The organism is Stenotrophomonas sp. TWI377 (genome assembly GCF_039674525.1).
Classification (GTDB): Bacteria; Pseudomonadota; Gammaproteobacteria; order Xanthomonadales; family Xanthomonadaceae; genus Stenotrophomonas.
The window spans coordinates 109,692-122,448 of sequence record NZ_JBDJNT010000007.1 but is presented as its reverse complement, the minus strand read 5'-3'; the positions used below and the strand labels follow the sequence as shown (position 1 = coordinate 122,448).

The window sequence follows — 12,757 nt, the reverse complement described above, 5'->3', positions numbered from 1 at the left end:
GCAGCAGCCGTCCTCAGCGTTCTCCGCCGACGCAGCAAGCCCACCCTTGGCGCTAGCGTGTGCGTTGGTGCGATCGCACGGCATTCAGCGCCGCACGATCGCCAGCACGTCGTCCAGCAAGGCGGCGGCGGTAACCTCCGCCCCGGCGCCCGGCCCCTGGATCAACAGCGGCTGGGCGTGATACCGGTCGCTATGAATCGCCACCCGGTTGTCGGTCTGCGCGCCGCCGGCCAGCGGATGGTCGCGCGGGAGCACACGCAGCCCCACCGACGCACCGTCGTGATCGAAGCCACCGACGAAGCGCAGGCACCCACCTTGGTCGTTGGCCTGCTGCCAATACTGCTGCAGCGGTGCATCCAGCAGCGTCAGCTGCGCCAACGCATCCGCCGGGGACAGCCCAGCAAGTGCATCCGGCACCAGTGAGGCAACCTGCACCTGCTCGGCACGCAACGCAATGCCGCTGGCCCGCGCCAGGATCAGCAGTTTGCGCCGGACATCTTCGCCGGACAGGTCCACCCGCGGGTCCGGCTCGGTGTAGCCGGCCTCGGCCGCCTCCCGCACCCACGCAGAGAACGGACGCTGGCCATCGTAGTGATGGAACAACCACGCCAGCGAACCGGACAGCACGCCCTCCACGCGATGGATGCGGTCGCCGCCGGCGACCAGCGCGCGCAGGCTGCTCAGCAGCGGCAGGCCTGCGCCCACGGTGGCACTGTCGCCATAGCGCGCGTCACCCTGCTGGCCGCTGTCGGCGATGGCCTGCGCACGGGCCAACTGTGCGCCTTGGCCGAGCTTGTTGGCGGTCACCACGTGCACGCCCCGTGCCAGCCACTGTTCGTGCCAGTTGGCTACGTCGTCACTGGCGGTCGCATCGACCACCACATCGCCGCGCTGCAGGCCCTCGGCTTCCGCCCACGGCTGCAATGCGACCGCACCGCGCGCGGCCAGGTTGGCCTGTGCAAGCTCATCCGCGGGGGTCTGTTCGCAGGCACGCGCCGTGCGTGAGTTGGCCAGCCACGAGAACGAGGGCAGCGTGACACCGCGATCCTGCAGCGCGGCGTACCGCTGCACGAACGCGGTGCCGACCGTGCCGGTACCGAGCAGGGCCAGCTTGCGATGGGCCGCCAGCGGCAGGTTCAGCACCGCGCTCATGCATCCACCTGTTTACGGCGCTGCACATCGCGGTGCTGATCGATCACAACCTGGGCGCGTTCCAGCCCAGCCTGCAGATCGGCCACCAGGTCTTCCGGTGACTCGATACCGACCGACAGGCGCAGCAGCCCTTCGCTGATCCCGGCGTGCGCACGCGCTTCCGGGGTCATCGCCGCGTGGGTCATGGTCGCCGGATGCGCGACCAGGCTTTCCACGCCGCCCAGCGATTCGGCCAGGGTGAAGCAGCGCAGGCCATCCACGAAGGCGCGCACCGCCGCATGCGGATCCTCGCCCGGGCACGAGGCCAGTTCGAAGGACAGCATCGCGCCAAAGCCGCTCTGCTGACGGGCTGCGATGGCGTGGCCGGGGTGATCGGCCAGGCCCGGGTAGTACACGCTGGCGACTGCATCGCTGGCGGCCAGCAGCTCGACCACGGCCGACGTGTTTTCCTGGTGTGCGCGCAGGCGTGCACCCAGCGTACGCAGGCCACGCAGGGTCAGGAAGGCATCGAACGGCGAACCGGTCAGGCCCAGCGCGTTGGCCCACCACACCAGCTGCTCGTGCACCGCCGGATCACGCGCGATCACCGCCCCGCCGACCACGTCGCTGTGGCCGTTGATGTACTTGGTGGTGGAGTGCAGCACCAGATCGGCACCGAAGCTGATCGGCTGCTGCAGCGCCGGGGACAGGAAGGTGTTGTCGACGACTACCTTGGCACCGGCCTTGTGCGCGGCATCGATCACGAAGCGCAGGTCGGTGATGCGCAGCAGCGGGTTGGACGGGGTTTCGATCAGCACCAGCGTCGGCGACTGCGCCAGCGCGTCGGCCAACGAGCGCGGGTCGGTCAGGTCGGCGGTGATCAGGCCGAAGTGGCCCTTCTTCGCCAATGCGTTGAACAGGCGCCAGCTGCCGCCGTACGCATCGTGCGGCACCACCAGCGTATCGCCGGGCTGCAGCAGCGCATTGAGCACCAGATTGATCGCGCCCATGCCGGTGGAGGTGATCACCCCGCCCGCGCCGCCTTCCAGTTCGGCCAGCGCTTCACCGAGCAGATCGCGGGTCGGGTTGCCGCTGCGCGTGTAGTCGTACTGGCGCTTGTTGCCGAAGCCATCGAAGCTGAAGTTCGAGGACAGCACGATCGGCGGGGTCACCGCGCCGTGGGCGGTGTCACGGTCGATGCCGGCACGCACGGCGGCGGTGACGCGGCTACAGGACGGCTCGGTACCAGCGGAACGGCTCATGCGGTTTCTCCGGGGGATCGAAAAGCGGTGGCGAGGATCGCGTCGATGCGATCGGTTTCTTTCAGGAAGGCGTCGTGGCCATACGGCGAGCGCAGCACGCGCAGGCTGCCGCGCGGGCCCAGCCCCTCGACCAGGCCGACGCAGTCGGCCAGCGGGACCAGGCGATCGCCTTCCACAGCGACCACGACGGTCGGCACCTGGATGGCGGCCGGGTCGATGCGGTGCAGGTCGATGGATTCGGACAGGCGCAGGTAAGCATCGACCGGGGTGCGGGCGACGTACTGCGCACCGGCGGCATCCAGATAGTCTTCGGCGGCAACGCGCACGCGGCCGTTGACCACTTCCGGCGCGGCGTCGAAGCGTTCGCCGAATTCTTCCGGCGTGCGGTAGCTGAGCATGGCGAACTGGCGCGCCAGCGACAGCCCGTGGCTCTCGGCGCACTGAAGCTGGCCCAGCGCAACCGCACGGCGCTGCAGCGCACGCCAGGCCGCGGCATACGGATGCGGGCGATGCGCACCGCTCACCGCGATCAACTTCTGTACGCGCTGGCGGTGACGGATCGCGAACTGCTGGCCGACCAGCGCGCCGTAGGAGTAGCCCACGAAGCACTGCAGGCGGGCGATGCCAAGATGGTCGAGCAGCAAGGCCAGCGCATCGGCCTGGTCGGCGGTATCGATCGGCAGGTCGAGCGCGCCGTCGGCGCCGATGAAATCGAACGCCAGGATGCGCAGCGAGGCCGGATCCAGCGCGCGACCTGCGGCCACCAGGCCCTCGGCCCAGCCCTTTTCGGGGAATTCGGCATTGGCCGCCACATGGCGGTGCGCGGAGATGCCGCCGGCCAGCACCACCACCGGCGCATCGGCACGGCCGACGCATTCGTAGCGCAGACGTACCGGCCGCGGTCCGCCGTGACGCATCGACAGTACCGCCGCGATATCGCCGCGCACGGCGTTCAGCCCGGCGTCGACGGGGACGCTGAGCGGGGCGAAGGAGTCGGTGGCGACAGGGGCGGCGGTGGCGAAGCGCATGGCGGTATCCAAAGTAGGAGTCGGCCATCGAGCTTTCGCGGAGCTCGCGTTCGAAGCGCACGCACGGTGCACGGTTCGAACCATCTTTCGGAAGACACCAACGGTCTCCGCAGGATTTGGCACCTACGCAGGTCGCTTTCGCGTCTGCGGGCTGCCCCGGCTTCAAAGGGCCTGTCCCTCTGCCGGTCTCGATGGTGGAGCTACGATGCCAGCGCTCCCGGCCCATGTCAATCCCTTCATCGGCATGAAGCGATATATATCCCAGATGATCATCAGTCGCGCATACTCCGGGATCCTCCCTGACCGGCCGACGCCTTGCGCTGCTTACGTTTCACCGCGGTGATTCTGATGATGATGCCGGTGCTGAACGCCTGGGCCGGCCCGGGGGCGAACTGGCGGAACGGCTGGCGGGTCGACCGGCCTGCAACCGCTGCCCCGGCGCAGCGCACCGCTGGCGCGCCGGTGCCGGCCCTGGCCGTACTGACCCTGGAAGGGGCTGGAGACCGCTGGCAGGCCCGGGTCGACAACCGCGTGGCCGGGCCGGTCCAGGTCGAACTGCGCGCCGCCGCCGGCGCCCCCGCGCTGCCGGGGCTACCCGTTCAGACGGTAGTGGCCGCCGGCGCCAGCGTCGTGGTGACCCGCCTGCAGCCGCCGGCCGGTAGTACCACGCTCCGCCTGGATCTGACGGCCGTTCCGGGCGACCCCGGTGCGCGCCCGCAGAATGTGACCTACCTCCTGCCGTTCGATGCCGCGCGCATCCAGGTCAGCCAAGCACCGCAGGGGCAGTTCAGCCACAACGATGCAGAGAACCGCGAGGCCATCGACTTCGCCCTGCCCGAGGGCACGCCCGTGCTCGCGGCGCGGGCAGGAACCGTCATGCAGGTCCAGGCCGGGTATCAGGGCAATGGGCAGGACCGGGACCACGATCTGGGCCGGGCCAACCTGGTGCGGGTGCTGCATGAGGACGGCAGCATGGCCGTGTATGCCCACCTGCAGCACCACGGCGTACTGGTCCGCCCGGGCGAGCAGGTCCAGGCGGGGCAGCGGATCGGGCTCTCGGGCAACACCGGCTACAGCGCCGCGCCGCACCTGCACTTCGCGGTCCAGGTCAATGCGGGCATGCGGCTGCGCTCGATCCCGGCACGGATCGTCAGCCCACACGGCGAGCTGCACTTCGCCCGGACAACGGACGAGGCCGGCGCATCCGCCCTGCCCTGACCCCGGCTACGCCCGCCCCCGTTATACTGGGCGGCTCATCTCCATGAAAAGCGCCCCGGGCGGGCGCGTCACGCCATGTCCGAAGTCGCTACCGAAGCTGCGCGCCGCCGCACCTTCGCCATCATTTCCCATCCTGACGCCGGCAAGACCACGCTGACCGAAAAGCTGCTGCTGTTCGGCGGTGCGATCCAGATGGCCGGTTCGGTCAAGGGCCGCAAGGCCGCGCGCCATGCGACCTCCGACTGGATGGCGCTGGAAAAGGAGCGCGGGATCTCGGTCACCTCCTCGGTGATGCAGTTCCCGTACGAAGGCAAGATCGTCAACCTGCTCGACACCCCCGGCCACGCCGACTTCGGCGAGGACACCTACCGCGTGCTCACCGCGGTGGACTCGGCACTGATGGTGATCGACGTGGCCAAGGGCGTGGAAGAGCGCACCATCAAGCTGATGGAAGTCTGCCGCCTGCGCGACACCCCGATCATGACCTTCATCAACAAGCTCGATCGCGAGGGCAAGGAGCCCATCGATCTGCTGGATGAAGTGGAAAGCGTGCTCGGCATCCAGTGCGCGCCGGTCACCTGGCCGATCGGCATGGGCCAGCGCCTGAAGGGCGTGGTCCACCTGATCAGCGGTGAGGTGCACCTGTACGAGCAGGGCCGCAACTTCACCCGCCAGGATTCGACCATCTTCCCGTCGATCGATTCGCCGGGGCTGGCCGAGAAGATCGGTGAGCGCATGCTGGCCGACCTGCGTGACGAGCTGGAACTGGTGCAGGGCGCCAGCCATCCGTTCGACGTGGAGGCCTACCTGGCCGGCAAGCAGACGCCGGTGTTCTTCGGCTCGGGTGTGAACAACTTCGGCGTGCAGCCGCTGCTGGATTTCTTCGTCGAGCATGCACCGTCACCGCAGCCGCGCGCGACCACTGGCCGCATCATCGCGCCGCAGGAAAACAAGCTGACCGGCTTCGTGTTCAAGATCCAGGCCAACATGGACCCGCAGCACCGCGACCGCGTGGCCTTCATGCGGGTGTGCTCGGGCCGTTTCGTGGCCGGCATGAAGACCTTCCATGTGCGCACCGGCAAGGAAATGAAGCTGGCCAATGCGCTGACCTTCATGGCCAGCGACCGCGAGATCGCCGCCGAGGCATGGCCGGGCGATGTGATCGGCATCCACAACCACGGCACGATCTCCATCGGTGACACCTTCACCGAGGGCGAAGCGGTCAGCTTCACCGGCATCCCGAACTTCGCGCCGGAACTGTTCCGCCGCGCACGCCTGCGCGATCCGCTCAAGCTCAAGCAGTTGCAGAAGGGATTGGCGCAGCTCTCCGAAGAGGGCGCGACGCAGTTCTTCCGCCCGCTGATGAGCAACGACCTGATCCTGGGCGCGGTGGGTGTGCTGCAGTTCGATGTGGCGGCGTATCGCCTGAAGGACGAGTACGGCGTGGAAGCCACCTTCGAGCCGGTCAGTGTGACCACGGCGCGCTGGGTCACCTGCAGCAACGAGAAGAAGCTGGAGGAGTTCCGCGAGAAGAACGCCGGCAACCTGAGCATCGATGCCGCCGGCCAGCTGGTCTATCTGGCACCGACGCGGGTCAACCTGCAGCTGGCGCAGGAGCGCGCACCGGATGTTCGCTTCGCGGCCACCCGCGAAGCAGCGCACAGCATCTCGGTCAGCTGATCGCTCCACCGGTCTACCGGCTGAACAGGCGCGCGTGCATGCGCGCGCCATCGCGGCGATGATAGGGGGGAGCGGGCTCCCCCTCCCCGCACTCCGATCATCGCCATGACCTCTGTCGTTTCCGTTCGAGAAGAAATCGCCAGCGCCCTGACCCACGGGCTTGGCGCCGTCGCTGCACTGGCCGGCAGTGCGGTACTGATCACCCTGGCCGCCATCTATGGCGACGGCTGGCAGCTGGCCAGTGCGATCGTATTCGGGGTGGCGCTGTTGCTGTTGTATACGGCGTCCACGCTCTATCACGCGATCCAGCATCCGGTCGCCAAGGGCCGGCTGAAGGTGTTCGATCACTGTGCGATCTACCTGTTGATCGCCGGTACGTACACGCCGTTCACGCTGATCGGTCTGCGCGGGGGTCCGTGGGGCTGGGGGATGTTCACGGCAATCTGGGCGCTGGCGCTGTTCGGGGTGGTGTTCAAGTTGTTCTACACGGGCCGGTTCAAGCTGCTGTCGACGATCATCTATATCGCGATGGGCTGGATGGTGATGGTGGCGATCAAGCCGATGTGGCATTCGCTGGATGCGTGGACGCTGGGGTGGCTGTTGGCCGGCGGGGTGTTCTATACGTTGGGGACGGTGTTCTATCACCGGGAGTCGGTGCCGTATTCGCATGCGATCTGGCATCTGTTCGTGATCGGTGGGAGTGTGTGCCACTTCGTTGCGGTGACGGCGCAGATTCTCTGAGTGCTGTTTTCTGCCAGGCAAGTGCGACGGCACCCGGACCAGCGAGAGCACTAGGACTAGCACTAGCACTAGCACCAGGACTAGCAACAGCAACGGCAACGGCAACGGCAACGGCAAGAGCAAGACCAAGAGCGACTCGGGCGTCAGGAATGCGCCAGGCGGGGTCGGCACGGGTGGGTCGGCGGGACACGCCGTGAATCCGTCCCTGGAGGCTCATGTCGCGCCATCCATGGCGCTCATGGTCCCGCCAACCCACCCGCACCGCCCCGCTCACCCTTGGCCGGTGGCCTGAGAAGGTCAGAATCCTGGTTGGACCGGATGCCAAGCATGGCCGACGCACCGCGCCTGGAGCAGTCATCGACAACGGCGGCGCCGACGGTCGACACGCCTCACCCTGACAGTACCCTTACCAATGCTTCGCGCTGCCTGCACGATGCAAGGGCAACCATGGGGATGTGAATACTGTGCCCTCCCCTGTTCCGTCCGATGCCCCTTCCCGTTCCCGCTGGCGCTGGCGTCGTCCTGGCAAGCGGGGGCAGCGGTGGTTGGCGATCCTGGTGTTTCTGTTCGCTGCGCTGTTGATTCTGATCGCATTGTGGGATTGGAACTGGTTCAAGGGACCGGTGGAGCGGGCGGTGCAGGCCAAGACCGGGCGTGAGTTCCATATCACGGGCGATCTGGATGTCGATCTGGGTCGGGTGACGACGCTGCGCGGTGATGGGCTGACCTTTGCCAATGCGACGTGGGCCAAGCAGCCGCAGATGGCGACGGCGGATCGGGTGGAGATCGATCTGCGGGTGTGGCCGCTGCTGCGTGGGCAGGTGCGGATTCCGGAGATCCGCTTGACGCGGCCGGATCTGTTGCTGGAAACCGCGCCGGAGAAGAATCAGCCGGGCAATTGGGATTTCCTGGGGCCGAGCGACGGTGATCCGCCGGTGCTGCAGCGGTTGTTGGTCGATGATGGGCGGCTGCAGTTCCGGGATGCGGCGGGCCGGACCGATGTGCTGGTGTCGCTCGACAGTGGCAAGCCACGCGACAAGGACAGTGGTCCGCCGCTGCTGGTGAAGGGCAAAGGGCGCTGGCAGGGCAATCCGTTCTCGCTGGAGGGCAATACCGAGTCGCCGCTCGAGCTGACCAATACCGGCCATCCGTTCCGCATCCATCTGGATGGGCGCGCCGGGAATACGCATGCGATCGCCAGTGGGACGTTGACCAATCCTTTCCAGTTGCGGGTGTTCAATCTGGAGTTGATGCTGAGTGGCCAGGATATGGAGGATCTGTACCCGCTGATCGGGGTCGCCATGCCCTCCACGCCGCCGTACAAGCTCAAGGGACAGCTCAAGCGCGACAACGCGATCTGGCGCTATGAGAATTTCACGGGCACGGCCGGTGACAGCGATCTGGGCGGGACCGCGCAGATCGATGTGAGCGGTGACCGGCCATTCCTGAAGGCGGATCTGGTGTCCAAGCGATTGGACTTCGACGACCTGGCCGGCTTCATCGGGGCGCCGCCGAAGACCGGCGCGGGGGAATCGGCCAATGCCGAGCAGAAGGCGAAGGCCGCCGCGCTGGCGGCCCGTGCCAAGGTACTGCCGGATACACCCTACAACCTGTCCAAGCTGCGCGCGATGGATGCCGATGTGCGCTGGAAAGCGCAACGGATCAACTCGCCGGCCCTGCCGCTGGATGACATGGATGCGCACCTGAAGCTCAACGACGGGCTGCTGCGCCTGGAACCGCTCAACTTTGGTGTGGCCGGCGGCGATATCCGCAGCACGATCCGGATGGATGCCCGCAAGCAGGCCATTTCCACGCAGTTGCAGGCCACCATCCGCAAGGTGCAGCTGGGCAAGCTGTTCCCCGATGCGAAGCTGGCCGAGCAGGCCTCCGGCGGTATCAGTGGCGACGTCAACCTGACCGGCCAGGGCAACTCCGTCGCGGCCATGCTTGGCAGTTCCGATGGCACCGTGGCGGTCGGCATCGGCCGCGGCCATGTCGGCAATCTGATCATGGAACTGGCCGGGCTGGATGTCGCCGAATCGGTGAAGTTCCTGTTCACCGGTGACAAGCAGATTCCACTGCGTTGCGCGTGGGGCGACTTCGGGGTGACCAACGGCGTGATGCAGTCGCGTTCGCTCGCCTTCGATACCACTGACACCCTGATCCTTGGCGAGGGCAAGGTGGATCTGAAACAGGAACAGCTGGATCTGCTGCTGCGACCGCGCCCGAAGGACATGAGCATCCTGGCGCTGCGCTCGCCGCTGCGCATCGGCGGAACCTTCAAGGATCCCTCGTTCCGGCCGGACTTCAAGGCGCTGGGCATCCGCGGGGCGATCGCCCTGGCGCTGGGCAGCATTGCCCCGCCCGCCGCGCTGCTGGCGACGATCGAAACCGGGCCGGGCGAGGACAGCAACTGCGGTGGCCGCTACGCCAAGTGATTCCGGCCCATTCTGGCCGGATGCCGACTCATGGCCGGCATGCCGGCCAGCAAGGATCCACGCTCAACCGGCGACGATGTACTGTTGGAGCTGATCGAGTTTCTGTGCCTGTTCGTCGATCACCGACTTGACCAGGTCGCCGATCGAGATCACGCCGAGGACCCCGTTGCCATCGACCACCGGAAGGTGGCGGATGCGGTAATCGGTCACCAGTTGCAGGCAGTGCTCGACCTGCTCGCCTGGCGCGACGGTCACCACCTTGGGGGTCATGATCTCGCGGACTTCGGTTGTGCGTGAGGAGCGTTCGTGCAGCACGATCTTCCGCGCGTAATCGCGCTCGGACAGAATGCCGACCAGGTGCCGGCCTTCCATCACCAGAACCGCGCCGATGCCCTTTTCAGCCATCAACCGGATGGCGTCGATCACCGCCGACGTCGGGGCGACTGCGAATACCTCAGGGGACTTGCCTTCCAACAGCTGTCGTACCGTGGTCATCTCGCTGCTCTCCACCGATGGGATGCAGGGCCGAGTCTGCCACGAACGGGGCCTGCCAGGTGTCAATCAGGTACAGCGGGCGCTGTTTGGATTCTTCGTACAGCCGGCCCAGGTATTCACCGATCAGGCCCAGCGCGATCAGCTGTATCCCGCCAAGGAACAGGATCACCGCCATCATCGTTGGCCACCCAGCGACACGGTCGCCGTACAGCGCGGCCTTCAGCACCACGACCAGCGCGAACAGGAACGCGAAACTCGCCGCTGCCAGGCCCAGATAGGTGGTCACCCGCAGCGGCGCGGTCGAAAAGCCGGTGATCCCTTCCAACGCGAAGTTCCACAGCCGCCAGAACCCGAACTTGCTCTCCCCGACCAGCCGCGCATGGCGGTGGTAAGGCAGGGCCTTGCGCCGGAAGCCCACCCAGCCGAACAGCCCCTTCATGAAGCGGTGGCGCTCACGCAGCTGACCCAGCGCCTGCAGCGCGCGCGGCGACAACAGGCGGAAGTCGCCGGTATCGGCCGGAATCGGTGTCTTGGACAGCCGCCCGATCACCCGGTAGAACGCCTTGGCTGTAGACCGTTTGAGCCAGCTTTCGCCATCGCGCACCAGGCGCGTGCCGTACACGTTGTCATAGCCCTGTTGCCACAGCGCGACGAACTCGGGAATCAGTTCCGGCGGATCCTGGCCATCGGCATCGAGGATCATCACCGCACCGTCGTCGACGAAATCCAGCCCGGCGGTGAGCGCCGCTTCCTTGCCGAAATTCCGCGAGAGCCGCAGCACGCCGACGCAGCCGTCGGCAGCGGCCAATCCCTGCATGACGTCCCATGTCGTATCGGTACTGCCGTCGTCCACATACAGCACGCGGCCGTCGATACCTTCCAGTCCATCGAGCACCGCACGCAGCCGTGGGTGCAGCATCGGCAAGGCAAGCGCTTCATTGTGGGCGGCGACGACGACGGTCAGGCGTGGGCTGTTCATGCGGCGATTGTAGCGTCAGCCAATCACGTTCATGAACGCTCAATCCTCGCTGAGGTAACCACTCCCGCCCAACTGCCGCGCCTGCCGCTGGATCCATGTCGCGCGGCGCTGGACGTAGGGTCCGGGCTGGGCCGCGTTGTAACGTCGCGGTGATGGCAGCACCGCTGCCAGCCGTGCGCTTTCGGCCGGGCTCAGCCGCGACGCGTCCTTGTTCCAGTACTGCCGGGACGCGGCCTGCGCGCCATAGATGCCGTCGCCGAACTCGGCGATGTTGGCGTACATCTCCAGGATCCGCGACTTCGGCCACAGCGCTTCGATCAACACGGTGTACCAGACCTCCAGGCCCTTGCGGATCCAGCTGCGGCCCTGCCAAAGGAACAGGTTCTTGGCGACCTGCTGGCTGATCGTGCTGGCCCCGCGCAGGCGGCCGCCGCGTGCGTTGTGGTCGCGCGCCTTCTCGATGGCCTGCAGGTCGAAGCCGTTGTGCTCCGGGAAGCGCTGGTCCTCGGCGGCCACCAGCGAAATCGGCAGGCTCGGCGCCATCTGGTCCAGGTCGCGCCACTGGTAGTGCAGCCGGTAGCTCCAGTCGCCCTCCCCCAACGCTTCGCCGTAGCGCCACAGCATCACGCTGGACACCGGCGGGTCGATGAAACGCAGGGCCAGCACCTGCAGCACACTGAAGCCGACAAACAGTACCGGCAGCCACAGCAGGCGCTTCCAGTGCCAGCGGCGCGGACGTGACGGTTCCAGGTCCGGCTCGACCTTGAGGTTGCTGCGCTCTGCCCCCATTACTGGTGCATCCTTTACTTGCACGGTTGTCGGCGCATTATCCGGCAACCGGCACTCCTTTCGCGCAGCCACCGAACCGATGACCGCCCAATCCGACTCCCTTGTCCGTTTCCTGCTCCCCGATGCCGGCGTCCGCGGCGTGCACGTGCACCTCGATGACACCTGGCGGGAGATCCTGTCCCACGCGGTCTATCCGCCGGGCGCCGCTGAACTGCTCGGCGAGGCCAGCGTGGCCTCGGCGCTGTTCACCGGCCACACCAAGGTCGATGGCCGCCTGTCGATCCAGCTGCGCAGCAACACCGCGATGCGTACCCTGTTCGCCGAGTGCACCGCGGCCGGCACGCTGCGCGGCATCGTCCAGCTGGCCGACGGCGGCGGCGACGCCCCGCGCGACCTGACCGCGCTGGGCGAGGACGCGCTGCTGGCGATCACCATCGAAAACCCCGGCCTGGACCCGCGCGAACCGCAGCGCTACCAGAGCCTGGTCGGCCTGACCGCAGCCGGTCTGGACGAAGCCTTCGAGGATTATTTCCGCCAGTCCGAACAGCTGCCCACCCGGCTGCTGCTGGCCGCCGACGGCACCCGCGCCGCAGGCCTGCTGCTGCAGAAGCTGCCGGGCGATGAAGGCGACCAGGACGGCTGGTCGCGTGCCAGCGCGCTGTTCGAGACCCTGGGCAAGCAGGAACTGCTGGAGGTACCGGGCCACGATCTGCTGCACCGTCTGTTCCATGAAGAGACGCCGGAACTGCTCGGCGACAAGGCCCTGCGCTTCGCCTGTTCGTGCTCGCGCGAGCGGGTGGCAGGCATGTTGCAGTCGATTGGCGAGGAAGAGGCCCGGGCTGCCGCCGAGCCAACCGGCGCGGTGGAAGTGCGGTGCGAATTCTGCGGGCAGGAGTATCACTTTCCGTTGACGGAATTCGACATACTGTTCCGCGAGATGGATGTATCCTCGCCGGCACCTGAACGGCTTCAGTAAACTTGGCAAGCGTTTTGTTC

Annotated in this window: 11 protein-coding genes and 1 riboswitch; of the genes, 5 read left to right on the top strand and 6 right to left on the bottom strand. The window is 67.0% G+C overall.

Features of this window, described 5'->3' with window-relative positions:
* Positions 1 to 84: 84 nt before the first annotated feature.
* From ABE546_RS08570 to ABE546_RS08560, 3 genes are read right to left on the bottom strand one after another with little or no spacing between them, the layout of a single operon-like run.
* Positions 85 to 1,152 carry a homoserine dehydrogenase gene (locus ABE546_RS08570; RefSeq protein WP_313210978.1) on the bottom strand — a complete coding sequence of 356 codons (1,068 nt, stop codon included), beginning with the start codon at positions 1,150 to 1,152 and terminating at the stop codon, positions 85 to 87.
* A complete protein-coding gene (locus ABE546_RS08565) occupies positions 1,149 to 2,393 on the bottom strand; it encodes an O-succinylhomoserine (thiol)-lyase (protein WP_346463281.1) in 1,245 nt (414 codons plus the stop codon). The genes ABE546_RS08570 and ABE546_RS08565 overlap by 4 nt, the downstream gene beginning before the upstream one ends.
* Positions 2,390 to 3,421 (bottom strand): homoserine O-succinyltransferase, encoded by a 1,032-nt coding sequence (locus ABE546_RS08560; protein WP_313219753.1) that lies wholly within the window; start codon positions 3,419 to 3,421, stop codon positions 2,390 to 2,392. The genes ABE546_RS08565 and ABE546_RS08560 overlap by 4 nt, the downstream gene beginning before the upstream one ends.
* Positions 3,422 to 3,498: 77 nt before the next feature.
* Positions 3,499 to 3,619: riboswitch (SAM riboswitch) on the bottom strand.
* Between the two features lie 150 nt (positions 3,620 to 3,769).
* Between ABE546_RS08560 and ABE546_RS08555 the strand changes: the two genes are divergently transcribed.
* From ABE546_RS08555 to ABE546_RS08540, 4 genes are all read left to right on the top strand, one after another.
* A complete protein-coding gene (locus tag ABE546_RS08555) occupies positions 3,770 to 4,639 on the top strand; it encodes a M23 family metallopeptidase (RefSeq protein ID WP_346463313.1) in 870 nt (289 codons plus the stop codon).
* 75 nt (positions 4,640 to 4,714) lie between these two features.
* A complete protein-coding gene (locus tag ABE546_RS08550; RefSeq protein ID WP_313210984.1) occupies positions 4,715 to 6,319 on the top strand; it encodes a peptide chain release factor 3 in 1,605 nt (534 codons plus the stop codon).
* 99 nt (positions 6,320 to 6,418) lie between these two features.
* A complete protein-coding gene (locus ABE546_RS08545; RefSeq protein ID WP_172407499.1) occupies positions 6,419 to 7,060 on the top strand; it encodes a hemolysin III family protein in 642 nt (213 codons plus the stop codon).
* A 455-nt stretch (positions 7,061 to 7,515) separates the two neighbouring features.
* Positions 7,516 to 9,498: an AsmA family protein gene (locus ABE546_RS08540; RefSeq protein WP_346463279.1), complete on the top strand. Its 1,983-nt coding sequence runs from the start codon at positions 7,516 to 7,518 to the stop codon at positions 9,496 to 9,498.
* Between the two features lie 63 nt (positions 9,499 to 9,561).
* On the opposite strand, the gene ABE546_RS08535 is transcribed toward ABE546_RS08540, so the two are convergent.
* From ABE546_RS08535 to mtgA, 3 genes are read right to left on the bottom strand one after another with little or no spacing between them, the layout of a single operon-like run.
* Positions 9,562 to 9,993 carry a CBS domain-containing protein gene (locus ABE546_RS08535; protein WP_313212927.1) on the bottom strand — a complete coding sequence of 144 codons (432 nt, stop codon included), beginning with the start codon at positions 9,991 to 9,993 and terminating at the stop codon, positions 9,562 to 9,564.
* The gene (locus ABE546_RS08530) at positions 9,953 to 10,972 is read right to left on the bottom strand and encodes a glycosyltransferase family 2 protein (RefSeq protein ID WP_313219749.1); all 1,020 of its coding nucleotides are present in this window, start codon (positions 10,970 to 10,972) and stop codon (positions 9,953 to 9,955) included. The genes ABE546_RS08535 and ABE546_RS08530 overlap by 41 nt, the downstream gene beginning before the upstream one ends.
* A gap of 39 nt (positions 10,973 to 11,011) precedes the next feature.
* Positions 11,012 to 11,761 carry a monofunctional biosynthetic peptidoglycan transglycosylase gene (gene mtgA / locus ABE546_RS08525; protein WP_313212924.1) on the bottom strand — a complete coding sequence of 250 codons (750 nt, stop codon included), beginning with the start codon at positions 11,759 to 11,761 and terminating at the stop codon, positions 11,012 to 11,014.
* A 79-nt stretch (positions 11,762 to 11,840) separates the two neighbouring features.
* On the opposite strand from mtgA, the gene ABE546_RS08520 reads away from it, so the two are divergent.
* Entirely contained in the window at positions 11,841 to 12,737 is an 897-nt protein-coding gene (locus ABE546_RS08520; protein ID WP_313219748.1) for an Hsp33 family molecular chaperone HslO, read from the top strand.
* Positions 12,738 to 12,757: the final 20 nt, after the last annotated feature.

Bases quoted from the DNA above. Each gene is read 5' to 3' on its own strand.
- ABE546_RS08570 (WP_313210978.1), bottom strand. From the start codon at position 1,152: ATGAGCGCGGTGCTGAACCTGCCGCTGGCGGCCCATCGCAAGCTGGCC.
- ABE546_RS08565 (WP_346463281.1), bottom strand. From the start codon at position 2,393: ATGAGCCGTTCCGCTGGTACCGAGCCGTCCTGTAGCCGCGTCACCGCC.
- ABE546_RS08560 (WP_313219753.1), bottom strand. From the start codon at position 3,421: ATGCGCTTCGCCACCGCCGCCCCTGTCGCCACCGACTCCTTCGCCCCG.
- ABE546_RS08555 (WP_346463313.1), top strand. From the start codon at position 3,770: ATGATGATGCCGGTGCTGAACGCCTGGGCCGGCCCGGGGGCGAACTGG.
- ABE546_RS08550 (WP_313210984.1), top strand. From the start codon at position 4,715: ATGTCCGAAGTCGCTACCGAAGCTGCGCGCCGCCGCACCTTCGCCATC.
- ABE546_RS08535 (WP_313212927.1), bottom strand. From the start codon at position 9,993: ATGACCACGGTACGACAGCTGTTGGAAGGCAAGTCCCCTGAGGTATTC.
- ABE546_RS08530 (WP_313219749.1), bottom strand. From the start codon at position 10,972: ATGAACAGCCCACGCCTGACCGTCGTCGTCGCCGCCCACAATGAAGCG.
- mtgA (WP_313212924.1), bottom strand. From the start codon at position 11,761: ATGGGGGCAGAGCGCAGCAACCTCAAGGTCGAGCCGGACCTGGAACCG.
- ABE546_RS08520 (WP_313219748.1), top strand. From the start codon at position 11,841: ATGACCGCCCAATCCGACTCCCTTGTCCGTTTCCTGCTCCCCGATGCC.